Genomic DNA, 23,700 nt, shown 5'->3' with positions numbered 1-23,700 from the left:
GCGCAGCTATTCAGAGCGAGGCGGCCTGGATGGCGGCGGCACGGCTCTCCGCACGTCGCGGCATCCACGCTTGCGGGGCGCTCGTCAGGTGGTGATCCCGCACGTAGCGGGTGAAGAGATCGAACCACTCGAGTCCGGGCAGCTCCCGGATCTTCGCTTCGATCTTGGGAATGGCGGAGCCGTCCGCGCCATCGAAGAGGAACCTCAGCACGTGGCAGGCTTCTGCGGTCGGGCACATCCCATCACCGACCGGCGTCCAGGAGATCTTGAGCGCGGTGCTGGTCACCTGCTGGGCGCTCTTCGAGGCGAGGAAGCGGCGGGCGTTGTGCCGGTAGAAGGCATAGTGGCGCAGCTCCTGCTTCATGATCCGCTGGCAGATCGTGGTGAGGACCGGGTGGTTCACCCGCTCGATGAGCGCCTGGTAGGCGCTGTACGTGGTCAGCTCCTGGATGGTCCCCCAGACCATGTGCAGGGCGGGGAAGCTGTCCGCGAAGACGTGGGAGATGACCTTCTGCCCGAGCTCGTCGATGTATTCGTTGATGGCGCGCTTGCGGAAGAATTTGTTCCGGTAGTCCTCGCCGATGTCCTCGCCCCAGGCCTCGAGAAAGCGGCGGAAGGCACGCCCGTGGAACTCCTCTTCGTAGAGCCACGCGGTGATGAAGGGGATGAACTCCGGCTCCCGCACCGCCGTGTTCGTCTTCATCAGGGCCTTCGTGTAGAAAAACGTGGAGCCCTCGGTAATGAGAAAATAGCGGAGCGTGCGTAGCGCCTCGGGCGTGAGCGGCGTGTCTCTGACCTCCTCCCAGGGAACGTCGGAGAGGTCCACCTTCCCGGAGGTGGCCATGAATCGCTCGATATCGAAATTCTCCGCCATAACTAAGACCTCGCACCGTTGTTACCACGGTTCGTCTTCGGACGGAGCGGCACTCTGGGCTGCTCCTTGGCCCGTCTGCGTCGAATTACGGAGCAGGCTCCTCCCGGTTTCCCCGACGGGCGGGTGGGTGCGGTCGTGCGGTCGCGCGGTCACCGTCCAGGTCTCGGCGCTTCATTTTCGCTGCACGGGGCCCTGGCGGGTCCCTTGACGCGGGAGGGTGGCCAGATATCGTGGTGTTGAGTTTGCACCAGAGGGTCGACCGTCGGCCCAAGGTCGAACTGGCGCCGTGACTCCCTCCAGGTTGCTCCATCCAGCATGCTCATCGAGCTGGTTTGCACCCAGAAGCGGTCGCGGTGTGCGCGCGTTCTCGGATGTGGTGATCAAGCCCGGCCGCTCTCGCAGGCGTCTGGCAAACACGGTTCAGAGGGATTCGAAGGGGAGCTCCCCCAGGTTTTCAAATGGCTGAAGATTCGCGGAAGTTGTTCGTGGCGGGCTTGCCCGACTCCATCACGGAGGATGTACTTCGACAGCTCTTCGAGGCGACCGGCGGCAACGTCGTCGAGGTAAGCCTCCCGAAGGATCGGGCGACAGGGCGTCCGCGAGGCTTCGGCTTCGTGACGCTCGCGACGACCGATGAGGCAAACGCAGCGCGCCAGGAACTCGACGGCTCGTTTCAGGGTGGCAAGTCGATCTCGGTGCGTCCGTTCCAGGCCGAGCCGCCGAAGCGTGAAGGGCGCCCGATGGGCGGCCCCGGCGCAGGCGGCAGCGGACCGGGTAGCGGTGGGGGCGGGGCCATGGGCGCTATGGGCCCGGCTGGTGCTCCCGACCGCACGCTCTACGTGGGCAACCTCCCGTACGATGCGACTCCAGAGGAAGTCGAGTCGATGATCACCGCCACGGGCTCCGGACCCGTGGTTCGCGTGCACCTGCCCATGGACCCGGATGGGCGCAAGCGTGGCTTCGGCTTCGTGACGATGGCGAGCGCGGAAGCTGCGCGCGGTGCCATCGACGGGCTCCGCGGTGCCGACATCCGTGGTCGTCGTCTGGTGGTGAACCTGGCGCACCCGAAGGGGGAGCGACCTCCGCGCGAGGAGCGGCCCGGAGGCTTCCAGGGCGGCGGTTACCAGGGTGGCGGCTACCAGGGTGGCGGTTATCAGGGTGGCGGTGGGGAGGAGCGGCCCGGAGGCTTCCAGGGCGGCGGCTATGCGCCCTCGTTCGGCGGCGGGCCTCCCCCGCAGCAGTCCGCACCTCCGCGCAAGGGTTTCGAGGAGAAGCGGCGGCGCAACTTCGACGATGGTCCGCCCGGGGCCGGTGGCGCCGGTGGTGGTGGTCGTAAGGGCCGCAGCGGTGGTGGGAACGCCCAGCAGTGGGACCGTCGCGGGACCACGGAAGACGACTGGGACGACTGAGGGAGCAGTGACGCTCACGGCGGCACCAGGATGGAGCGGTTCTGCCCGGTCCCCGGTGCCGTCGGGGGCGCCCCTCCGTGTGCCTCTCGGTTGACAACAGCGACAATTCTCGTAGGGTAGGCGCGCTCGTGGCGGGCGATCGGGGCTCGCGCGGACGTGTCGCTGTCCCTTGCCACGCCGGAGTCCTTGGTTGAGGGGCCGGCCGCGGCAAGCTGGGCGGTACCGGTGACCCCGGAGCTGGTTCGGTGGCAACCCTGTCCCACCGGTTCCTCATTCCCCGTTTGGAGAAGCTCTCATGCGCGACATCATCAAGCTGACCTGCGGCGACTGCGGCCGCGCGAACTACCACACCACCAAGAACAAGCGCACGATGACGGAGAAGTTCGTCATCAAGAAGTACTGCCCGGTGGAGCGCAAGCACACCGAGCACAAAGAAGGCAAGATCTCGAAGGGCTAGTCTGTCCGGGGACCTGGTCGCTGCGCCGTCCCTCCCGGGGTGCAGGGGTCAGGTCGGACGAGCCATGTCGCTCGCTCTGGACGACTCCTTGGGATGCTGTGTTCCTGTGGTGTGGCTTCAGCCACATCGCTCAATGCGATACGAGACCGCCTGATGCGCAGTGCCCGAAACGCCGGGAGAGGGGGTTCCCTCGTGCCGGCGCCGGCACGGGGCGGGGCCTCTGCTTCGCTTCTCGGGAACCCGGCCGAGACCACTCCCTCAACCCTCTCTGGTCTGCGCGACCAGGGATTTGACGAACCCGCGCGAGCGGTGAAGGCGGTGCGATGATCTTCGACTGGCTCTACGGCCTGTTCTCGAACGATCTCGCGATCGATCTGGGCACCGCCACGACGCTCATTTACGTGAAGGGCAAGGGGATCGTCTCCTGCGAGCCGTCCGTGGTCGCGGTGCAGCGAGACACGCGGGGGGGCAAGAAGGTGCTCGCCGTGGGGCGTGAAGCCAAGGAGATGCTCGGGCGCACCCCAGGCAACATCCAGGCGGTGCGGCCCCTGCGTGACGGCGTGATTGCCGATTTCGAGATCACGGAGGCGATGCTCCGCTACTTCATCGCGAGGGCCCACAACCGGCGCACGCTGGTGAAGCCGCGGATCATCATCTGCGTGCCCTTCGGGATCACCGAGGTCGAGAAGCGGGCGGTGAAGGAGAGCGCCGAGGGGGCCGGCGCGCGCGAGGTGTACCTGATCGAGGAGCCGATGGCGGCGGCGATCGGGGCAGGGCTGCCGATCACCGAGCCGAGCGGCAACATGGTGGTCGACATCGGGGGCGGGACCACGGAGGTCGCCGTGATCTCCCTGGCCGGCATCGTCTACTCGCAGAGCGTGCGCGTCGGTGGCGACAAGATGGACGAGTCGATCGTCGCCTACATGAAGCGCAAGTACAACCTGGCCATCGGCGAGCAAACGGCAGAGCGCATCAAGATCACCATCGGCAATGCGTACCCGCTGGAGCAGCAGCTCACGATGGAGGTGAAGGGCAGGGATCTCGTCGCCGGCATCCCGAAGACGGTGATGGTCAACTCCGACGAGATTCGCGAGTCCCTCACGGAGCCCATCAACGCCATCGTCGAGGCCGTGCTGATCGCGCTGGAGCGCACCCCGCCCGAACTCGCAGCGGACATCGTGGACAAGGGGATCGTGCTCACCGGCGGCGGCGCGCTGCTCAAGAACCTCGACGTGCTGCTGCGCGAAGAGACCGGCCTGCCGGTGATGGTCTGTGATGATCCGATCAGCGCCGTGGTGCTCGGGAGCGGCAAGGCCCTCGACCACCTCGAGCTGCTGAAGGAAGTCACCATCAGCTAGGTACTGCGTACCACTGAAGCAGTGGCCTTGCGGCCCCCACGCTCCCGGTGGTCGGTACTGCGTACGGCGAATCAGGGACCTGCGGTCCCTACGCTCCCGGTGGTCGCCACCCTCTGTTCGCGACCGTCGTTCTTGACGATGGACGAGGATCTCGGGGGAGGCGGTGCTAGGGTCACCCACCGTGTGCAGGCAGGAGGCCGGTCAGGGCTGAGATGAGGGGAATGTTCGGGAGGGCGCTTTGAACCTGAAACGCTACCGAGACTTCCTGATCGTGATCCTGGCGCTCGCAGTGCCGTTCTGGTTCCTGCGCGCCAGCATGCGCGATCCCCGGCAGAACTCGGGGCCAGACCGGGTGCTCATCCGCATCGCTGCGCCCGTCCAGTATGCGGCTGCGACGCTGGCCCGGGGGATCTCGAACATCTGGGGCGACTACATCTACCTGGTCGACGTCAAGGAAGACAACGCGCGCCTCGCGTCACAGATGGCGCGGCTACGGGAGCGGGTGCGGCGCCTGGAGGCGCTCGAGCAGGAAAACCGGCGCCTCAAGCGGCTGCTCGACTTGCGTCAGAGCCTGCCCACGGACGTGGTGAGCGCCCAGGTGATCGGGAAGAACACCAACGAGTTCTTCCGCGTGGCGCGGGTGACGCTGGACCGGGAGGCGCGTGACATCGGCCCGAACCTGCCGGTGCTCTCGGCAGACGGCGTGGTGGGAACCACCCTGAAGAGCGCCGGGGACAGCGTCGACGTGAGGCTCGTGGTGGACGCCGGCAGCGGCGTCGACGTGGTCGTCGAGCGCACGGGGGCGCGCGGGTTCATCCGCGGGACGGGCGACGAGACGAAGTACGCCTGCAGCGTCGAGTACATGCAGCGCACCGACGAGGTGGAGGTCGGTGACCTGCTGGTGACGAGCGGCGTGGGGAGGCGCTTTCCCAAGGGGATCCCGGTGGGGACGGTGACGCAGGTGGTGCGCCGGGACTTCGGCATCTACCAGCAGGTGTTCGCGTCCCCAGCGGTGGATTTCTCGCGGCTCGAAGAGGTGCTGATCGTCACGACGCCGCCGCCCGAGGAGCAGGCGGCGCAGAACCGGCGGTGAGGGCAGCGCGATGAGAAACTCTGCCTTCCTCGCCGTGGGTATCGCACTCCTCGTGGTGCAGTCCAACCTGTTCCGGTTGATCGGCAAGCTGGACATCCCGGGGGTGACGCCGAGCTTGCTCCTGCCGCTCATCGTCTTCATGGGGGTGCACGAGTACTCGATCGCCCGCGGGGCGGCGCTCGCGTTTCTGCTGGGATACCTCCTGGATCTGTTCGCCGGGGCCCCCGTTGGTCTGTTCACGTTCATCACCGTGACGACCTTCATCGTGGCCCGCGCCGCAGGGGTGCGGCTCGCCGCGCAGACGTTCCTGACCAAGCTGGCGCTCGCCTTCGTGTTCGCGCTCGTGGAAGGGGTGCTGGTGGTGATCCTCACGGCGATCTTCGGGGGCGACGCGGCGAGGCCCCGGGCGCTGGCCTTGCTGGTCGCGCCACACGCCGTGTCCACGGCGATCCTCGCTCCGCTCGTGTTCCGGCTGGCCGAGCGGGTGCATCAGGTGACCATCACGGTGCCGAGGCCCGGGGAAGGAGGCGCGCGGTGAGCCTGCTCGTTCAGCGTTCGGACGTCAGCGAGTTCCGGCGGCGCTTCCGCTGGATCGCGCTGTTCATGCTGCTCGCGTTCCTCGGCCTCATCGTGAGGCTGTTCTACCTGCAGATCCTCGAGTCGGAGGAGAACAGCGCCATCGCGCGCGAGAACATCGTCCGGCGCATCACGCTCGCCACCACGCGCGGCATCATCCGGGATCGCAACGGTGAAGTGCTCGCGGCGAGCCGGCCTTCGTACAACGTGTACGTGGTGCCGCGCCGGCTCGACATGGAGACCGTCTGGCCCAAGCTGATGGAATACCTCGGCGTCGGCGTGGACGAGCAGGCGCGCCTGCAGACGCTGATCACCACCATCCGCGCCGGTGACGGCCCCCGCAAGAACCAGCAGATCCTCCTCAAAGAGGACATCTCCCGCGACGCGGTGGCCGGGCTGAAGACGCATGAGGCGGAGCTGCCCGGCGTGGACGTGGTGCCCGTGCCGGTGCGCTACTACCCGCACGAGGAGGTGGGCGCGCACGTGCTCGGCTACATGGCCGAGGTGGACGCCGAGCGCCTGGCCACGCTGCGCAGCGAGGGCTACGTGGAGGGCGACCGCACCGGCGTGAGCGGGATCGAGCGGGCCTGGGAAAGCTACCTGCGCGGCACCCGGGGCTGGGAGAAGGTGCTCGTGGACGCGCGGGGGAGGCGGCGCCCGGGGGGGGAGGGGATCATCGAGGATCCCCGGCGCGTCGATCCCATCCCAGGGCGCGATCTGCGGCTCACGCTGGACGCGGGCATCCAGAAGGCGATCGACAAGGCCATGCGCGGCGAGCTGGCCGGCGGCGTGGCGCTCGTGGACGTGCGCACGGGCCGCATCCTCGGCCTCTACTCCAAGCCCGGCTACGACTCGAACGCGCTCTCCGGCGGCTCGGGCAAGCAGGTCATCCGCGACGCCTTCAAGCGCCTGTACACGGACCCTCTGAAGCCGGCGCTCGACAAGACCCTCTCCGGCGCTTACCCGCCAGGCTCCACCTTCAAGCCCTTCACCGCGCTGGCGGCGCTGGAGAAGGGGCTCATCGATCCGCGGCAGAGCAGCCAGTGCCGCGGCTCGCTGACCTTCGGCAAGCGCACCTTCCGCTGCACGCACGTGCACGGAGCCGTGGCGATGCAGCGCGCCATCACCGTCTCCTGCAACGTCTACTTCTACCGGCTGGCGGCGGAGTACGGCGTCGGCATGGACCTCATCGCGGAGATGGGGCAGCGCTTCGGCTTCGGGGCGCGCACCGGCATCGGCATCAACGCCGAGGCGCCGGGGCGGATGCCGACCAAGGCGTGGATGACCCTCCGAAACAAGGGTCAGTTCCGGCTGGGCTTCGGCCTGAACGCCGCCATCGGCCAGGGCGCCACCACGGTGACGGTGCTCCAGCTCGCGCTCGCCTATGCGGCGCTGGCGAACGGCGGGACGCTGTACCAGCCGCAGATCGTACGGGCGGTGGAGACGTCGGCGGGGACGGTGGTCCAGGAGTTCACGCCCCGGGTGCGCCGCCAGATCGAGCTGCGGCCCGAGAACCTGGAGCTTGTGCACCGCGCCATGGTCGGTGGCGTCAACGAGGAGGGCGGCACCGCATACCGGGTTCGCGTCGCCGGCGTCGATATGGCCGGCAAGACCGGCACCGCCCAGGTGTCGCACAAGCTCGCGCGCGGGCAGGAGGCGGAGAAGGTGTGGTACTTCAACCGCGAGCACGCCTGGTTCTCGGGGTACGCGCCGACGCGCTCCCCGGAGGTCGCGGTGGTGGTGCTGGTCGAGCACGGCGGCGCCGGCGGTAAGCACGCAGCGCCCGTGGCCTTCGAGGTGATCCGCGCCTACCAGGAGCTCGAGCACCAGCACCGGGAGGTGCAGGCCAAGGGTGGCCCGAAGCCGCCGGGGAATCCCTCCAGCGCCGGAGGCAAGCCCTCGGGAGACCGTCCCCGTCAGCGCCCACGCCCTGGGGGTCGAGGAGGTTCGCCGTGATCCGGGACGGGCTCGCAGGTCACGAACGTGACCACTTCGATTGGCCTCTGTTCATCGGAGCGGTGCTCATCGGAGTCCTCGGAGTGATCAACCTGTACAGCGCGACGAGCGTCTACTCCGGCGCGCGCGCCGAGCTGTACATCAGCCAGGTCTACTGGCTCTTCGTGGGCGGTATCCTCGGCGGCATCCTGGTCGCGATCGACTACCGCCACCTCGAACGCCTCGGCTACATCCTCTACACCTTCGGGGTCTTCTCGCTGGCGCTCGTGTTCGTCCTCGCCAAGGACGTCCGCGGCTCCGCCCGCTGGATCGAGTTCGGCTCGTTTCGCTTTCAGCCCAGCGAGTTCATGAAGGTCTTCCTGGTAATCGCGCTGGCGAAGTACCTGCACGACGACCCGCGCAACGAGGGGCGCACGCTGCGCGACCTCGCCATCCCTGCGGCGCTCACGGGCGTGCCAGCGCTCCTCGTGCTCAAGCAGCCCGACCTCGGGACCGCCAGCATCCTCACGCTGGTGTTCCTCACCATCGCGGCGATGACCCGGCTGCGCTGGAAGAGCATCGCGCTGTTCCTGGGTACGGTGGTCGCGGCGGCCCCCATCGTCTGGACGTACGTGCTCCTGCCGTACCAGCGAGACCGGGTGACGGTGTTCCTCAATCCCGAGGGAGACCTTCTGCGCCGCGGCTGGCATGCCTACAACTCGCGCGTCGCCATCGGCGATGGCGGGGTGTTCGGCAGCGGCTACTTGAAGGGGACGCAGAACCAGTTCCTCTTCCTGCCCGACCAGTACACCGATTTTCCCTTCCCGGTCTTCGCCGAGGAGTGGGGCTTCGCCGGCACCGTGCTCCTCGTGAGCATCTATGCGTTCCTCTCGCTCTGGGGGATCCGCATCGCCTCGCAAGCCAAGGATCGGTTCGGCGCCGTGCTCGGCGTCGGCTGCTCCGCGATCCTCTTCTGGCACGCCCTCATCAACATGGGGATGACGTCGGGTGTGCTGCCGGTCGTCGGCGTCACCTTGCCGCTGTTCTCCTACGGAGGGTCGAGCGTCACCACCGTGATGGTGGCGCTCGCGCTCCTGATGAGTGTCTCGGTGCGGCGGTACTCCGGCGTGCCCTCGCTGGACCGCCTGTGACCGAACCAGACTAGAGTGAGAGCTGCGCGAGGCGCGCCCCGATGACGAAGCCGAACGCCGACAAGGCATCGCGCGCAGACAGCTCGTTGCCTGTGCGCGCCTTGAGCGTCATCGCGCGGAACCCCAGGTAACGTCGCCCGTCGAGGCCGAGCAGGAGCGGAATCACCGCTGGATCCCGGGTCTCCGGCGAGGCCCCGAACAGATCGGCAGCGTGTTCGACCAGATGTGCCAGCAGCGCCTCGCAGCGGAGCACGGCCTGGGAGTACTGACCCGCCGCGAAAGCCTCCTCGACTTCGGCGCACAGCTCTCGCTCCCCAGGAGGCCACAGCAGTGCGAAGGAGAGCCCTCTGCGCAAGCTCGCGCTCGTCGCTCGCGGTGACGAGAGCGACAGGGGGCCTTGATCGGTCGAGGGCTGCCCCATGACGATGGCGCTCGACGGGATTCCGTGCCCCGCCTCGTCCCCTTCGCCCCCGCCCCGCGGGTTGCGTGCGCCGTCCTCGCCGCCGTGAAGCTCGTCGCCATCGGGGATCACGGTGCGGGCCGAGCTCATGGCTTCCGCGCTCATGGCCTCCGCGCTCATGGCCTCCGAGCTCATGGCTTCCGTGCTGAGCACCTCCGAGCTGAGCGCCCCGGCGCCGAACTCGTCGGAGCTGGGCACTTCGGAGCCGAGTTCCTCGGACCCGAGCCCGTCGGAGCCGATCCCATCGGAACCGAAGCCATCGTGGCTCATCGTCGCGGTGCCGATCGTCCCGATGCCGAGTTCTTCGTGGCTCAGCTCCTCGGAGGTCGGCTCCTCGAGGGTGGCGTGTGGCGGCATCGACGGCCACGCAGCGCTGGGGGCGCTCACCCGCGAGACCACCGGCTCGTACGCGAGGTGGGGTGAAGCGTCACGCAGCGCCGTGACCAGCCCCCCCTCGATGGCGTCGAACGTGGCCCCGAACCCCGACACCTCTTCGGGCAGGCGCTGCTCGAAGGCGCGCAGGACGCGCTCGCTGATGACCTCCAGCCCCTCGAAGACGCCGAGCCCTGTCCGCGCCGAGGCGGGGACCGAGATGGCGTCGAAGGGGTTCAGCATCTCGTCGAGCTCCTCGATGGAGAGCAGCTCCGGCAGGTCGCGCTTGTTGTGCTGGAACACGAGCGGGATCTGCCCCAGCTCGCGGCCCTGCTCGGCGAGGTTGTCGCGCAGGTTCTCAAGGCTCTCCAGGTTGGAGTCGGCGCGGGCCCGCTGCGAATCGCTCACGAAGACGATGCCGTCTGCGCCCGTGAGCACCAGCTTGCGCGTGGCGTTGAAGTAGACCTGCCCCGGCACCGTGAAGAGCTGGAGGCGCACGTTCATCCCGCGCACGGGCGGCAGGCGCACTGGCAGGAAGTCGAAGTAGAGCGTCCGGTCCACCGGCGTCGCCAGTGACACCAGCTTGCCGCGGTGCTCGGGCTTCGTGGTGCGGTGCAGGTATTCGAGGGTGGTGGTCTTGCCGCCCAGGCCTGGGCCGTAATAGACGACCTTGAAGACGAGCTCGCGAGAGAGCGGGTTAACCGAGGCCATGGGCTCGGGCCGGGACGATAGCCGAGCAAACCCTCAGGAAGCGAGCGCCCCGAAGCGAGCCTGAGCGAGCCGAGGCGCTCTCGGGGGGGCGGGTTACCGGACGCCCACCAGGGAAGCGAGCTTCCCGTTCTGTCCGATGAGCACCTGGAGGGCCACCTTCCCCCGGGCCGCCTGGAAGTAATCCAGCTTCAACCAGTGCGCGCCGGCCGTCAGGGTGACCTCCTTCTCGGCCGTCTTCTCGGTGTGAACCCCGTCGTTGTTCACGACGAGCCTGTCGTCGATGAAGAGCTTCGCGCCGTCGTCGGAGGTGAGCTGGAGCTGGTACTTGCCTTCCTTGGGCACCTCGAACCGCCCCTCGTACTGGATGAAGAAATACTCGTTCTGGACCAGCGCCCCCGGGAATCCACTACTGAACTCTTGAGACTGGATCGCGAACCGGTCGGTATACACCGTCGCAAAAGGCACCAGACTCCTGGTGCTCGTGGGCAGACGCTCGGTGCTCTCGGGGACCACGTAGGCCAGCCCCTGGAACGGGCCGGTCGTGCCGCTCCCGAACACGTTGGCCGAGGTGACCTTGGTGGCCGTCGCCGGCACCTTCGGGAGCTGCCGGGTCGCGGCCGGGTTGGTCGCGGGAGTGGTGCTGGCGGTCGTGCCCGAACGGGGCGGGGGGGCAGGTGCCCGGCCGCGGCCTGCAGTTTTCCCCTGCGTGGGCTGCTGGGCGCCGCTGCCAGTCGAGATCTCCAGCGTGCAGCCGGCGAGGAGGGACGCGGCCAGCAGGGTGATGACAGGTCGGACCATGGTGCGAAGCATGAGGGCTCTCCTGGAAAGCGACGGTGATGCAGCCTTAGACGGTCGGGTGCCCCGGAGCAATCACCGGCGAATGCAGGAGGCCTTCCGAATTCTCGAAAGCGCCCCGAAAACCGCCGGGATCAGGGGAGGGGACGCGCACCGGTCCCGTACCCGAGGGGGACTGTCACGTCGGGGGAGGCGCCTCGGGATCCCGGAGGACAGCCGTCGTCGGGTCAGGGGACTTCGTCACCGAGGCGCCACGGTCGTCCATGATCTCTTCGAGGACCCGCCACTGCGGCGATCTCAGCGCCAGGACCAGCGAGGCCACGCTCACCACGAGCCCCAGGGCGGCCAGGAGGTTGGCGAGGTGCTCACCGCCCCGCCGCTCTCCCGCGAAGAGCAGACCGAACCCCACCCCCGCCACGAGGCCCCCGATGTGCGCGGCATTGTTGGCCCGGAGCACCACCCCGAAGAGCACGCTGTAGAACACAGCCTGGATGGCAAACTGCTTCCAGCGCGGATCGCGCAGGCGCAGCAGCACCCCCAGGATGAGCCCCATGATCCCGAAGATGGCCCCGCTCGCGCCGGCAGTCGGGATCGGGAACCGGGTCGGGAAGACCACCGTGCTCCACACGATGCTCGCCAGGAAGCCGATGATGCCCGTGGTCACGTAGGTGACCATGAGCCGCGCCGGCCCCACCGCGGGTTCGGCGAGGCGCGCCAGGTTGAGCAGGCTGAGCATGTTCATCGCGAAGTGCATCACGCTGAAATGCACGAACACGGCCGAGAGCATGCGCCAGGGCTCCTCGAAGAGCGCCTCCGGGCCGAGCCACAGCGCACCGAAGCGCGTGGCACCGACGATGACACCCGGGCCGCCCCCCATGAAGAGAGGCAGCACCTTGCGCGAGGTCCAGTCGGCGAGCTGACCGGCGAACACCAGGGTGGTGAGGGCGAGCAGCACCTTCGTGGCCAGCAGCCGCTCACCGCCCACCCGCCCGCCGATGCGCGACGTGCCCACGGCGACTGCCGAGATGGGCGTGCCGCAGCGGATGCAGTGATCGAAGTCGACGCCATTCAGGGTGCCGCAACGCACGCAGGGCTTGAGCCGCGACCTGGCCGGGGCCCCGGTGCTCACGAGGCGCCTTCGGGGGCCACGGCCCGGGTGCTGCCGGACGACCGCCCGGTCCAGAAGATCATCGCGGCTCACTCTGATCGCACCCGCCCGTAAGGTCCACGGCTTTTCTCCGTTCTCCCATCGTGGATGCTGTGGTCCTCCAACGAACGACGCCTCGGTCCGACCCGGCCGTCTGGCCGTCGACCTCCTGCCGACTCCCGGCTGCTGCCGGTGGCCGCGCTCCGGGTCGGGTCCGGAAGTGGCCAGCTTTTCCCGTGCGGCGGGACTCTGCCCGCAGCTCACGTGCCCTCTCCAGCCGGAGGGCTGGGCGGCACCACCTGCGTCCGGCTATGGTCGCCTCCGTGACGGCGCCGAGGCCAGATCTGGAGGCAGAGCAGAAGCTGTGCGAGCGCGCCGCCCAGGGAGACCGCGCGGCACTCGGCCAGATCCTGCGGGTCCACGGCCCCGTGCTCTACCGCTCGGTGCTCCTCCCGCGGCTCGGCTCCCAGGCCCTGGCGCAAGATGCGCTCGCCGAGACCTACGCCCGCGTCGTGGAGAAGTTCGGCCAGTTCCAGTGGCAAAGCTGCGGGGTCTACCCCTGGCTGCGCGTCGTCGCGCTGCGCATTGCGCTCGACATGCTCCGCGCCCGCAAGCGCGAGACCCTCTTCGAGCCCGACGATCTCCAGCGGGAGATCGACGCCTCCGAATCGGACCCCTCGACGCGTGCCGACGTCGCCCTGTGCGAGCGGCGCGATCTCGCCGAGGCGCGTGCCCGGGTGGACACGGCGCTCGGACGGCTGAACCCCCGTTACGCTGGCGCGATCCGGATGCGGGTGCTGGAAGAGCGGCCGCGGGAGGAGGTCGCGCGAGAGCTCGGCGTCACCGTGGCCACCTTCGACGTGGTCCTGCATCGCGCGATGACGGCGCTGAAGAAGGCGCTCGGTGAAGGCCTTGGCGCAGCCCGGGCAGAGCACCAGGGCACCCCCAGGGAGGCAACATGACGAAGCGCGCGCAAGACGAGCTGCTGCGCCTCGCGCTGTCGGACGCGCCCCGGTCGGACGCGGAGGCAGCGGCGCAGAGCCCCTCCAGCGATGAGGGGGAGCCTCTCGACCCACCGGCCACCGACGAGGAGATCCTGCAGGCCCGTGCCCTCGCCGAAGCGCTCGAGCACGGCGACGATCTGCTGGCCACCGCGCTGCTGTCGGCCCTGGCGCCGCCCGACCTCGGTGCCGTTGATCACGACGCCCTGATCGCGCGCGCCCTGAGCAGCCCTGCCCTGAGCAGCCCTGCCCTGAGCGGCCCTGCCCTGAGCAGCCCTGCCCTGAGCAGCCCTGCCCTGAGCGGCCCTGCCCTGAGCGGCCCTGCCCTGAGCAGCGACGAGGCGCAGCCCACCCCGGCCGAACAGCACGCCTCCGAGGCGCTGCGCGCATGGCTCGACGATCCCGCGGCTCCCCCCGATGCCTCGGTGGCCAGCGCCGCCGAACTCGCGGGGATCCTGCGCGCCGCGAACCATCCTGCCTCCCTGCCAGAGCTTCCCATGCTCAGGAACGAGGCGCTGATCGTGCGCGCCCTCGGGCGGAAGCGCGCCGCCACCCCGCGGCGCCTCGTCCCCGTCACCATGGCCGCGCTCTCGGGCCTCGCTGCGGCCGCCGCCGCTGTCGCCCTGTTCCTCAACCCGGCCGCGGACAGCCCCACCGCGTCCCACATCCTGTCGGGCTCCGGAGCCCAGGCCGCGCTCATCCCCTCGCGCTCCACCTCCGAGCTGTTCGATCCGGCCACCCCGTTCCCCCGTGAAGGCGGGGAGTCGGCGCGCATCGATCGCATCGCCACCGCCCGCGCGGCAGACCTGCGCGCGAACCGCTACGCAGCGTGGGGGGTCCAGTGAAGCGCCTCGCCCGCCCCGCCGCGTCTGCGGCGCTGCTCGCGTTCGCCCTCGCGGCGTGCAGCCTCGGCGCATGCAGCAAGGAGCGCCCCGGCGATCCCACGAGCGGCCCCGCTGCCGGCAGCACCTGCGCGCCCTGCGACGGCACCCGCACGGTGGTCGACCCCACCTTGCTCGCCTTCCTGTCGAAGGCACGCGCCGCGCACCACCGCGCCGACCTCGCCATGGAGGCGGCCGACGCTGCGAGCGCGATCCGCGCCCTCGACGCCCTCGTCGCCGGCGCAGCCCCACCCGGCGCGCTCCCGGAGGTCGCCGAGGTGACCGCCGACACCCGGGCGCGGCTCGCCGACCTGCGCAGCGCCCAGGGCGACTTCGACGCCGCCCAGCGTGATCTCGACGCGGGCCTGGCCCTCGCCCGCGAGCCCTCTCACTTCCGCGGTCACCTCATCGAGGTCCGCGGGCTCGTCGAGGAGCGGCGCGCCAAGGCGCTCGCCGCGCAGGGCAACACCGAAGCGGCCGACCGCGCCCGGAAGGCCGCGGTCGCCGCGTACGAAGAAGCAATCACCATCCAGGAGAAGGTCATCGCCGACTCGCTCGAAGCCGCTGGCGGGAAGGGGCGCTGACGCGGGTCCCGTGGCGCGGCTGGTCACGGCTCCTGCCGCGTCATGAAGCCGACGAAACCGCACCCCACTTCACCTCGGATACCGGTCGCTCTTTCGCCTTCAGCTCCTGAAAACTCCTTCCGGGCCGGCCCCTTACCCCGCTAGACTCCGCCCGAGGAGCAGCCCTGCCTCGATGCGTGTTCGTGTACCAAGACCCAGGCCAGGGTGTGATCTGCGGTCACTCCCACTAACTCCCGCCCAGGCGTTTCTCCTCTCTCGGATCGACGGCACGCTCAACGAGCGGGACCTGGAGGCGATCACGGGCCTGCCGGGAAGCGCCGTCGAGGAGTCGCTGGAGCGCCTCCACGAACTCGGGGCGATCGTGTTCGACGACGCAGCCAACGGCACCCGGGCCACCCCTGCAGCCACCTCACCAGCGGCCGGCGCGCTCCGTCGCCCCGCTGCCCCGCAAGCCGCGCCCTCCTCTCCAGGTGCCGCCTCTCCACCGCGCCGCGTGACGCCCTCGCCGGGCCCCGCCCCCGCGGGCACGTCCAGCGCCGACGCCTCGTCCCCACCGCGCCGCGTGACGCCCCCACCAGGCCCCGCCGCCGCGGGCGTCTCCAGCATCGCCACCTCTCCGCCGCGCCGCGCCACGCCCCCACCAGGCCCCGCCGCCGCGGGCGCCTCTGCTTCTCCGTCTCCGTCGGGCGCCCCCGCGGCCCCTCCGGTGCAAGCGCCCGCGCCGCAGCGGACCGCGCCGACCTACGACCCTGCCGATCTCGCCGAGCAGGTCGAGCTTTCTCCGGAGAAGCGGCTCCGCATCCTGGAACTCTACGGCCGCCTCGAGACCGTCAGCCACTACGAGCTGCTCGGCGTGCCCGAGGGCGCCGAGAAGAAGCAGATCAAGGCCGCCTACTACGCCCTCGCGCCCGAGTTCCACCCCGACACCTACTTCCGCAAGCAGCTCGGCACCTACAAGCCCAAGATCGAGGCGCTCTTCAACCGCATCACCGTCGCGCACGACGTCCTCACCACGAAGGACAAGCGCGCCGAGTACGACGCGTACCTCATCCAGTCCCGGGTGAACCAGCAGATGTCGGCGCTCATCGAAGGCGCCCCTGCCGACCTGGCACGCGTCGCCTCGGTCGTCGACGCCACGGCGCGCATCGTCGCGTCCGAGCCGCCTCCCCCGATGCCACCCCCACCCGCAGCCTCGCCTGGCGCGGGCCCTGGCCAGCCACCCGCGAAGAAGAGCTCCCCGAACGTACCGGCCATCAGCGAGAAGGAGCGCCGCGAGCTGCTCGCCCGCAAGCTCGGGGGCGCCCTGCGTCGCCCCTCCTCGATGACCATGCAGGCCGTCCGGCCCCCCGGCCAGGTGTCCCCCCCGCAGATCCCTCCCGACCGTCCCTCCGAGTCTGGTCCCTCGCCCGCTGGTCCCTCGCCCGCTGGTCCCTCGCCCGCTGGTCCCTCGCCCGAGTCCGCGCGCGCGGCCGAGGTGCTGAAGACCCGCTACGACTCCGCCCGCGCGGAAGCCGCCCGCGTCCAGATCGAGCGGTACGTGTCGCTCGGGCGCGGCGCCCTCGAACGCAAGGACTTCGCCAGCGCAGCCAACGCCTACCGCATCGCCGCCTCGCTCGCCCCCGACGACGAGACGCTCCAGAAGTCGTGCACCGACATCCAGCGCCTCGCCGCCGCCGCCCTCGCCGAGGGCTACCTGAAGCAAGCGCAGTACGAGGAGAACCACGAGCGCTGGGAAGACGCCGCCCTCAGCTACGTCAAGGTCTGCGCCGGCCGTCCCGACGACGCCTCCCCCCACGAGCGCGCCGCCTTCACCATGCTCAAGGCCGGCAGCAACACCCGGAGGGCCGTCGAGTTCGCCCGACGCGCCGTGGAACTCGCCCCCGAGAACGCGGAGGTGCGCCTCACCCTCGCCCGCGCCTACGCCATCGTGGGCCTGGAACGGAGCGCGAACGGTGAACTCACCCGCGCCGCCGAGCTGGCCAAGGCCGACCCCAAGATCCGCGAACTCATCTCCCAGACCCGCGACCAAATCCGCCAAGGCAAACCCATCTAGGTACTGCGTACCCTGGAGCAGGGACCTGCGGTCCCTACGCTCCCGATGGTCGCTACCCCCCTTTGCTTCACCGGGACGCGGCGTCGAGATCGCGGGCCGAACGAGGCTGACGTCCTGGAGACCGGGGAGCTTGGGTCGCTACCCCCGTTGTATTGCCCGGACGCCGGACCGAGATCCCGGGACAAACGAGACCGACGTACCCTGGGAACCTGGGGGACCTGGTAGGCCCCGACGGCCTGACGGCGACCGCCCATCGCCTTTCTGCCCGTGCCTGATAAGAATGGCTGGGGCTCGGACCCGAGGACGTTCTAGATTGGGTTGCTTCGGCGGCTTCTGAACAGACCGCGGAGCCAGGACAGGAGCATCGAACCTCATGGATCGTGTCATCGGCATCGACCTCGGCACCACGAATTCGTGCGTTGCCATCGTCGAGGATGGCGTCCCCACGGTCATCCCCAACCGGGGAGGGTACAAGACCACGCCATCCATGGTTGCCATCACCGAGGCCGGTAAGCGCCTCGTCGGGCACATCGCCAAGCGCCAGGCGATCACGAACGCCGAGAACACCGTCTACGCGGCGAAGCGGCTCATCGGGCGCAAATTCTCGTCCCCCCAGGTCAAGAACGCCATCCTCACGGCCTCCTACAAGATCGTCGAGGGCCCCCACGGCGACGTGCGCATCCAGCTCCGGGACAAGACCTACTCCGTCCCCGAGATCAGCGCCATGGTCCTGCAGGAGATGAAGCTCTTCGCCGAGGACTACCTCAGCGAGACCGTCGCCAAGGCCGTGGTCACCGTCCCGGCCTACTTCAACGACAACCAGCGCCAGGCCACCAAGGACGCGGGCACCATCGCCGGCCTCGACGTCATCCGCATCGTCAACGAGCCCACCGCCGCGGCGCTCGCCTACGGCTTCGGCAAGCAGGTCGACCAGACCATTGCCGTCTTCGATCTCGGCGGCGGCACCTTCGACATCTCCGTCCTCGAGATCAGCTCCGGCGGCGTCTTCAAGGTCATCGCCACCGCCGGCGACACCTTCCTCGGCGGCGAGGACTTCGACGCCCGCATCATCGACTGGCTCGTCCAGGGCTTCCGCGAGACCCACGAGGTCGACCTCCGCCAGGACCGCATGGCGCTCCAGCGCCTCAAGGACGCCGCCGAGAAGGCCAAGTGCGAGCTCAGCGCCGTCGCGGAGACCGAGGTCAACCTCCCATTCATCATCTCCAACGCCCGCAACGAGGCCCTCCACCTCCAGCGCAGCCTGAGCCGCGCCACCCTCGAAGAGCTCTGCGACGACCTCATCGAGCGCTGCGTCGAGATCTGCGCCCAGACCCTGGACGACGCCCGCCTCGAGAAGAACGAGGTCGAGGAGGTCATCCTCGTCGGCGGCATGACCCGCATGCCCAAGGTCCAGCGCGCCGTGCGTGACTTCTTCGAGCGCGAGCCCTGCAAGGGCGTCCACCCGGACGAGGTGGTCGCGCTCGGCGCCGCCGTGCAGGGCTCGGCCCTCGTCGACGAGAGCAAGCAGATGATCCTGCTCGACGTGACGCCGCACGCCCTCGGCATCATGACCTTCGGCTCCCAGTTCGAGGAGCTCATCCCTCAGAACACCACCGTGCCCACCAGCCGGTCCAAGATCTTCACCACCAGCCGCGACAACCAGACCGCGGTGAAGATCCTGGTCATGCAGGGCGAGAGCCAGAACGCCCCCGACAACGAGCTGCTCGGGGAGTTCATCCTCACCGGCCTCCGCCGCGCCCCGAAGGGCCAGGTCGAGATCGAGGTCACCTTCGAGATCAACAGCGACGGCATCGTCTCCGTCAGCGCCCGCGATCTGGAGACCAACCAGCACCAGTCCATCCAGGTCACCGCCTCCAGCGGCCTGACCAAGGAGGAGGTCAACCAGATGATGGAGGACGCCCAGGAGTACCTGGTCGACCGCCGCGCCAACGACCAGTTCGAGGGCGTGCGCCAGGAGGCCGAGCGCCTCATCGCGGAGATCGAGCGCATGTTCCCCCAGGTCGAGCAGATCGTCGCCTCCAGCGACTTCGGGCGCGACGCCATCGGCAAGGCGCGGGGCATCGTCGACCGCTCGCGGCAGGCCATCGGCCGCCGCGACTCTGCGGCCGTGAAGGAGCAGATGGAGGCCCTCTCCCGCACCCACCGCATGTTCAAGGGCGTCGTGGCGAGACCGAACGGGTGAGGAGGGGGGAACGTATGAAGGACGGCCATGCAGTCATTGCCGCCTGATCCCGAGGGCCTCGACTCGGCCTGGGACGACGAGGACGAGGACGAGCCCCGCGAGGACGAGTCCACGCGCCTCATCGACTCCAAGGAGCTCTTCGAGCGCGCCGGCTTCACCATGGAAGAAGCGACCGGCGACGAGCCCCCCGTCCGCGCGCGCAGCGGCCGCATCACCGCCCGCGCGCCCAGCGAGGAGTACAGCGCCCACGTGAGCAAGGCGCGCCCCTCGGGCGCCCACGAGAACCTCACCCCGCAGACCCCAAAGGCCTCCGTCGCTCCCCCCGTCGGCGAGAGCTACGAAGAGACCCTCGACGCCTTGCTCCAGGAGCGCGGCTTCGACCTCGAGTGTGATGAGCCTGGCGTTCCCTCCGCACCGGGCGCCAGTGTCACCGCCCGTGGCTCCAGCGCCGGAGACCCGCGCGTCGCCCCGCCAGGCAGCGCGCCAGGCCGCCTCGGTGACCCCCGGCAGCCTCCTCCTGGCTCCGGCGCGCGCCTCTCCAGGCCCGACGAAGACGCCCCCCAGGTCGACATCGACTTCGAGCTGGGCTTCGACATGCCCGACCTCGCCCCGGACGAGCACCCTGTCCCCACGGCCGTCCCCACCCCCATCCCCGGCTCCTTCGCGCCCATGACCCCGCCGCCGGGCACCCTCCGGCTCGGCCTCATCGACGACGAGTTCGACCCCCTCAACACCAAGGACTGGCTGGGCGACCGCAGCCTCCCGCCTTCCGTCGTCTCCGGCGTCTCCGGCCGCGCCCCCCTCTCGCGCACCGAGGGCGCCCACGCCCCCACCCTCATCCCCGGCGCCTGGCCTCCCTCGCCGCGCCCCTCCCAGCCCGCCGCGCACACCTTCGAGAAGCGCCCCTCCGTCCACGCCCCGGCGCCCCCCCCGCTCCCCCCGGTGGTGCCCTCCACCCCGCCAGCGCCGACGCCCCACACGCCCCCCACGGCTGACGACCGCCGTCGCCAGATGCTCCAGCGCTTCGAGAGCGGCGACTACAGCGGCGCCCTCGTCCTCGCCGAATCCATCCTCGACGAGACCCCCGACGACATCACCATCCGCCGCTACGCCGAGAGCTGTAACGAGATGCTCCGCCAGACCTACAAGGCCCGCATCGGCGACGGCTCCCAGGTCCTGCGCATCCTCATCTCCAACGAGCAGATCCGCTCCCTCAACCTCGACCACCGCGCCGGCTTCCTCCTGTCGTGCATCGACGGCATGAGCTCCATCGACGACGTGCTCGACGTCTGCGGCATGCGCGAGCTCGACGCCCTCCGCATCCTGTACGAGCTGGTGCAGGAGAACATCGTCGCCCCCATCGACGACGGCCTGCGCTGACCGGCCCCATGCGCACCGCGCTCCAGGTCTCTGGAGGCCTGCTCCTCGCCCTCCTCGCGCACCACACCGCTCTCCAGCTCTCCAGCTCCCGCGCCACACCCTCCCTCGCGCCGCCGTCCACCGCGCCGCCGTCCACCGCGCCGCCGCCCTCCTCGTCCCCGGCTCCGGCCCTCTCAGCGCCGCCCGACCCGCTCCCCGAGCACGCCGCCCCCGTCGCGAGCTACACCCTCCGCGCCCGCCTCGAACCCCTCGCGCACCTCGTCCGCGGCGAGGGCACCCTCACCTGGCGCAACACCTCCCGCGACCCCCAGCCGGCCCTCTACGTCCACCTCTACCTGAACGCCTTCAAGAGCCGTCACACCCTCTTCCAGCGCACCCCCATCGAGGGCTTCCGCGGCACCCCGCACCCCTCCGAGCACGGCTGGATCGACGTCACCCGCTTCGCCATCCGCGACATGGACGCCCGCGACGTCTGGCCCTCTCCCCAGCCCACCACCCCCGACGACCCCCACGACCAGACCGACATCCGCGTCCCCCTCCCGCGCCCCGTCGCCCCTGGCGAACAGATCACCATCGACCTTGCCTGGGACGCCCACCTCCCGCCCATCGTCGCGCGCACCGGCCACCTCGGCACCTTCCACATGGTCGCCCAGTGGTTCCCCAAGATCGCCCGCCTCGATCCTGACGGCCGCTGGCGCCACTTCCCCTTCCACCCCCTCTCCGAGTTCCACGCCGACTTCGGCACCTACGACGTCACCCTCGACGTCCCTGCCGCCTACCTCGTCGGCGCCACCGGCCAGCTCACCACCGAGACCCGCGCCCCCGACCGCGTCGTCCGCCGCTACCTCCAGCACGACGTCCACGACTTCGCCTTCGCCGCCTGGGACCACTTCCAGGAGCGCACCGCCACCACCCCCGACGGCATCGCCCTCCGCTGCCTCTACCCCCCTGGCCAGGACCACGCCGCCGCCCTCCAGCTCGACCTCGCCACCTTCGGCCTCGCCCACTTCGGCCAGGCCTTCGGCCGCTACCCCTACGCCACCCTCACCCTCGTCCACCCCCCACCGGGCGCCGAGGAAGCCGGCGGCATGGAGTACCCCACCCTCATCACCACCGGCGGCACCTGGGACACCCTCTTCGTCGGCGAGCGCGGCCTCGCCAGCCTCACCCTCCACGAAGTCGCCCACCAGTGGTTCTACGGCCTCCTCGCCACCGACGAGCACCGCCACCCCTTCCTCGACGAAGGCCTCACCACCTGGGCCGAAACCGACGCCCTCCACGCCCGCTACGGCGCCGGCTCCCAGCTCTCTCTCCTCGGCCTCGACGTCGACGTCACCGCCACCCACCGCATCGCCGCCCTCTACGCTGGCCCTGACGGCCCCCTCGACCAGCCCACCCCCGCCTTCATGTCCGGCGCCGAGTACGGCAACCAGGTCTACTCCCGCGCCTCCACCCTCCTCGCCACCCTCGGCCGCGTGTACGGCGACGACCACCTCCGCGCCGCCCTCGGCCACTACGCCCGCGCCCACCGCTTCGCCCACCCCACCCCCGACGACCTCCTCGCCTCCGTGCGCAGAACCCTCGGCGACACCGCTGCCGAAGCCCTCCACGCCGGCCTCCGCGGCGCCCGCGTCGACTACGCCGTCACCGAGATCCAGCCCGACGCCCCCGACCCTCTCCCCGCCACCGCGCCATCACCGCCTGCCGCCTCTCCCCCCGACCCTCCTGCCTACCGCGCCCTCGTCCTCGTCCGCCGCCGCGGCGATCTCGTCCTCCCCGTCGACATCGACCTCTACGCCGCCGACGGCACGATCCAGCGCGTCCGCTGGGACGCCCGCGAACGCGCCGCCCGCATCCCCTACGCGGGCAACGCCCCCCTCGTCGCCGCCATCGTCGACCCCGACTTCCGCGTCCTCCTCGACGAGGACCTCACCAACAACGCCCACCACCTCGACCCTGCCCGGCTCGCCCCCCGCGTCCTCGAACGCGCCACCTTCGCAGCCGGCGCAGCCCTCTGGGCCATCGCCCCATGAGCGACCCCCCGCGCACCCTCCACCCCACCGCGCGCCGCCGCCCCGGCATGGTCGCCCTCTACTTCGCCTACCGCGCCCTCGCTTCCCTCCTCCTCGCCCTCCCGCCCTCGCTCCTCGCCGGCGCCTACCTCGGCCATCACCCCCGCCTCGACGCCCCCCTCTTCGACCCTGGCGCCCTCCTCCTCACCGACCTCGCCCGCCTCACCGAGCTTGCCCTCCCCGCCCTCGCCGCCCAGTTCGGCCTTGGTGCCCTCCTCGCCGCCGCCCTTGGCCTCTTCCCCCTTGCTGCGCTCCTCGTCGCCCTCGGCCACGACGGCCCCCTCCGCGCCCCCTTCCTCGCCTCCCGCATCGCCAGTGCCCTCGGCCCCCTCGTCCTCCTCTGGGGCGTCTCCCTCCTCGCCCAGCTCGCCGCCGGCACCCTCACCCTCCTCCTCGGCGCCCAGCTCCTCGACCCCTTCGCCCTCACCGGCCCTGCCGACGACCTCACCCACCTCGCCCTCGTCGCCCTCGCCCTCCTCGCCGCCACCGCCGTCGGCGTCATCCACGACCTCGCCCGCGTCGCCGCTGTACACCAGGGCCTCGGCTTCCTCGACGCCGCCACCCGCGCCCTCGCCCTCGTGCGCACCTCCCCGGGCCGCGTCACCCGCGCCTGGCTCCCGTGCGCCGCTCCTGCCGCCGCCCTCCTCGTCGCCGCCGCCTGGCTCGGCGCGCGCCTCGGCCTCGCCACCGGCCCGCGCATCGCCCTCGCCTTCCTGGTCCACCAGGCCGCCCTCTTCGCCGCCACCTGGCTCCGCGCCACCTGGCTCGCCGCCGCCCTCCGCCTCGTCGACGACCCCGACGACCACGCCCCGCCCCCCGCCCCGCCCTCACCCGCGATCGCCGCGCCGTGACTGGTGACCGTGGCACTGTGGCACCGCGGCACCGTGGCCTCGTCACCGCGACCACCTCGCGCCCCGTGCGCCTCACCGCAGCCCCATGCCCATGCGCCTCCGTGTTTCAGACGCGCGGCAAATCCATCTTGACAGAAAAGGTCATTTGCCTAATTTAGCCCGCCCGTAGCGCAGCACGGACGTGCGCGTGACGCAGGCCCAGGTAGCTCAGTTGGTAGAGCAGGGGATTGAAAATCCCCGTGTCGGCGGTTCGATTCCGTCCCTGGGCACGAAGTTTCCTCGCTGAACCACGCTGCCCCTCCGCAGCGTAGCGAGGAGCAACCCTCCTCCGGCGTAG

The 23,700-nt window shown here is 70.2% G+C and carries 19 protein-coding genes and 1 tRNA gene; 16 read left to right on the top strand and 4 right to left on the bottom strand.

The features are described from left to right. Positions 1-10: 10 nt before the first annotated feature. Entirely contained in the window at positions 11-844 is an 834-nt protein-coding gene (locus CAP_RS46095) for an acyl-ACP desaturase (RefSeq protein ID WP_197041464.1), read from the bottom strand. 488 nt (positions 845-1,332) lie between these two features. Here CAP_RS46095 and CAP_RS49055 point away from each other — a divergent pair, with 488 nt between their 5' ends. From CAP_RS49055 to rodA, 7 genes are all read left to right on the top strand, one after another. Next, positions 1,333-2,283 (top strand): RNA recognition motif domain-containing protein, encoded by a 951-nt coding sequence (locus CAP_RS49055; protein ID WP_052376471.1) that lies wholly within the window; start codon positions 1,333-1,335, stop codon positions 2,281-2,283. Positions 2,284-2,578: 295 nt separating this feature from the next. Then, positions 2,579-2,740: a 50S ribosomal protein L33 gene (gene rpmG, locus CAP_RS33295; protein ID WP_044248226.1), complete on the top strand. Its 162-nt coding sequence runs from the start codon at positions 2,579-2,581 to the stop codon at positions 2,738-2,740. A gap of 323 nt (positions 2,741-3,063) precedes the next feature. Beyond that, on the top strand, positions 3,064-4,098 hold the full coding sequence (locus tag CAP_RS33290) for a rod shape-determining protein (protein ID WP_044248224.1): 1,035 nt from the start codon (positions 3,064-3,066) through the stop codon (positions 4,096-4,098). Between the two features lie 238 nt (positions 4,099-4,336). Next, positions 4,337-5,191, top strand: a complete 855-nt coding sequence (gene mreC / locus CAP_RS33285; RefSeq protein WP_044248222.1) for a rod shape-determining protein MreC — start codon at positions 4,337-4,339, stop codon at positions 5,189-5,191. Between the two features lie 34 nt (positions 5,192-5,225). Then, complete coding sequence (locus CAP_RS33280) at positions 5,226-5,729, top strand: hypothetical protein (RefSeq protein ID WP_231511832.1); 504 nt, start codon at positions 5,226-5,228, stop codon at positions 5,727-5,729. After that, a complete protein-coding gene (mrdA, locus tag CAP_RS33275) occupies positions 5,726-7,723 on the top strand; it encodes a penicillin-binding protein 2 (RefSeq protein ID WP_044248219.1) in 1,998 nt (665 codons plus the stop codon). Before CAP_RS33280 ends, mrdA begins: the two co-directional genes overlap by 4 nt. Beyond that, positions 7,720-8,853, top strand: coding sequence for a rod shape-determining protein RodA (gene rodA, locus CAP_RS33270; protein ID WP_044248218.1), 1,134 nt, complete (start codon positions 7,720-7,722; stop codon positions 8,851-8,853). The genes mrdA and rodA overlap by 4 nt, the downstream gene beginning before the upstream one ends. A 10-nt stretch (positions 8,854-8,863) precedes the next feature. Here the strand turns inward: rodA and CAP_RS51270 are convergent, their stop codons facing one another. From CAP_RS51270 to CAP_RS33255, 3 genes are all read right to left on the bottom strand, one after another. After that, positions 8,864-10,396: an ADP-ribosylation factor-like protein gene (locus CAP_RS51270; protein WP_044248216.1), complete on the bottom strand. Its 1,533-nt coding sequence runs from the start codon at positions 10,394-10,396 to the stop codon at positions 8,864-8,866. A gap of 93 nt (positions 10,397-10,489) precedes the next feature. Next, the gene (locus CAP_RS33260) at positions 10,490-11,194 is read right to left on the bottom strand and encodes a PA14 domain-containing protein (RefSeq protein ID WP_231511831.1); all 705 of its coding nucleotides are present in this window, start codon (positions 11,192-11,194) and stop codon (positions 10,490-10,492) included. Between the two features lie 175 nt (positions 11,195-11,369). After that, positions 11,370-12,320 (bottom strand): rhomboid family intramembrane serine protease, encoded by a 951-nt coding sequence (locus CAP_RS33255; RefSeq protein WP_052376470.1) that lies wholly within the window; start codon positions 12,318-12,320, stop codon positions 11,370-11,372. A 341-nt stretch (positions 12,321-12,661) separates the two neighbouring features. Between CAP_RS33255 and CAP_RS33250 the strand changes: the two genes are divergently transcribed. The 9 genes from CAP_RS33250 (at position 12,662) to CAP_RS33210 (ending at position 23,632) form a co-directional block, all read left to right on the top strand. Further along, complete coding sequence (locus tag CAP_RS33250) at positions 12,662-13,300, top strand: RNA polymerase sigma factor (protein ID WP_231511830.1); 639 nt, start codon at positions 12,662-12,664, stop codon at positions 13,298-13,300. Further along, positions 13,297-14,184: a hypothetical protein gene (locus CAP_RS33245; RefSeq protein WP_044248212.1), complete on the top strand. Its 888-nt coding sequence runs from the start codon at positions 13,297-13,299 to the stop codon at positions 14,182-14,184. Before CAP_RS33250 ends, CAP_RS33245 begins: the two co-directional genes overlap by 4 nt. Continuing rightward, positions 14,181-14,804, top strand: a complete 624-nt coding sequence (locus CAP_RS33240) for a YfgM family protein (RefSeq protein WP_231511829.1) — start codon at positions 14,181-14,183, stop codon at positions 14,802-14,804. The genes CAP_RS33245 and CAP_RS33240 overlap by 4 nt, the downstream gene beginning before the upstream one ends. A 172-nt stretch (positions 14,805-14,976) precedes the next feature. Beyond that, a complete protein-coding gene (locus tag CAP_RS33235) occupies positions 14,977-16,857 on the top strand; it encodes a DnaJ domain-containing protein (RefSeq protein WP_044248209.1) in 1,881 nt (626 codons plus the stop codon). Between the two features lie 373 nt (positions 16,858-17,230). Next, positions 17,231-19,060: a molecular chaperone DnaK gene (gene dnaK / locus CAP_RS33230; RefSeq protein WP_044248207.1), complete on the top strand. Its 1,830-nt coding sequence runs from the start codon at positions 17,231-17,233 to the stop codon at positions 19,058-19,060. 27 nt (positions 19,061-19,087) lie between these two features. Beyond that, on the top strand, positions 19,088-20,440 hold the full coding sequence (locus tag CAP_RS46085; RefSeq protein ID WP_156041363.1) for a hypothetical protein: 1,353 nt from the start codon (positions 19,088-19,090) through the stop codon (positions 20,438-20,440). 8 nt (positions 20,441-20,448) lie between these two features. Beyond that, a complete protein-coding gene (locus tag CAP_RS33220) occupies positions 20,449-22,473 on the top strand; it encodes a M1 family metallopeptidase (RefSeq protein ID WP_044248205.1) in 2,025 nt (674 codons plus the stop codon). After that, a complete protein-coding gene (locus CAP_RS33215; protein WP_052376467.1) occupies positions 22,470-23,363 on the top strand; it encodes a hypothetical protein in 894 nt (297 codons plus the stop codon). The genes CAP_RS33220 and CAP_RS33215 overlap by 4 nt, the downstream gene beginning before the upstream one ends. 196 nt (positions 23,364-23,559) lie before the next feature. Then, positions 23,560-23,632, top strand: a tRNA-Phe gene (locus CAP_RS33210). Positions 23,633-23,700: the final 68 nt, after the last annotated feature.

This window comes from Chondromyces apiculatus DSM 436 (genome assembly GCF_000601485.1).
Taxonomy (GTDB): domain Bacteria; phylum Myxococcota_A; class Polyangia; order Polyangiales; family Polyangiaceae; genus Chondromyces; species Chondromyces apiculatus.
This window is presented reverse-complemented; position numbering and strand designations above follow the sequence as displayed.

Bases quoted from the DNA above. Each gene is read 5' to 3' on its own strand.
- CAP_RS33235 (WP_044248209.1), top strand. From the start codon at position 14,977: ATGCGTGTTCGTGTACCAAGACCCAGGCCAGGGTGTGATCTGCGGTCA.
- CAP_RS46095 (WP_197041464.1), bottom strand. From the start codon at position 844: ATGGCCACCTCCGGGAAGGTGGACCTCTCCGACGTTCCCTGGGAGGAG.
- CAP_RS33290 (WP_044248224.1), top strand. From the start codon at position 3,064: ATGATCTTCGACTGGCTCTACGGCCTGTTCTCGAACGATCTCGCGATC.
- CAP_RS33220 (WP_044248205.1), top strand. From the start codon at position 20,449: ATGCGCACCGCGCTCCAGGTCTCTGGAGGCCTGCTCCTCGCCCTCCTC.
- CAP_RS33260 (WP_231511831.1), bottom strand. From the start codon at position 11,194: ATGGTCCGACCTGTCATCACCCTGCTGGCCGCGTCCCTCCTCGCCGGC.
- CAP_RS51270 (WP_044248216.1), bottom strand. From the start codon at position 10,396: ATGGCCTCGGTTAACCCGCTCTCTCGCGAGCTCGTCTTCAAGGTCGTC.
- CAP_RS33215 (WP_052376467.1), top strand. From the start codon at position 22,470: ATGAGCGACCCCCCGCGCACCCTCCACCCCACCGCGCGCCGCCGCCCC.
- CAP_RS49055 (WP_052376471.1), top strand. From the start codon at position 1,333: ATGGCTGAAGATTCGCGGAAGTTGTTCGTGGCGGGCTTGCCCGACTCC.
- CAP_RS33245 (WP_044248212.1), top strand. From the start codon at position 13,297: ATGACGAAGCGCGCGCAAGACGAGCTGCTGCGCCTCGCGCTGTCGGAC.
- rpmG (WP_044248226.1), top strand. From the start codon at position 2,579: ATGCGCGACATCATCAAGCTGACCTGCGGCGACTGCGGCCGCGCGAAC.
- CAP_RS46085 (WP_156041363.1), top strand. From the start codon at position 19,088: ATGCAGTCATTGCCGCCTGATCCCGAGGGCCTCGACTCGGCCTGGGAC.
- dnaK (WP_044248207.1), top strand. From the start codon at position 17,231: ATGGATCGTGTCATCGGCATCGACCTCGGCACCACGAATTCGTGCGTT.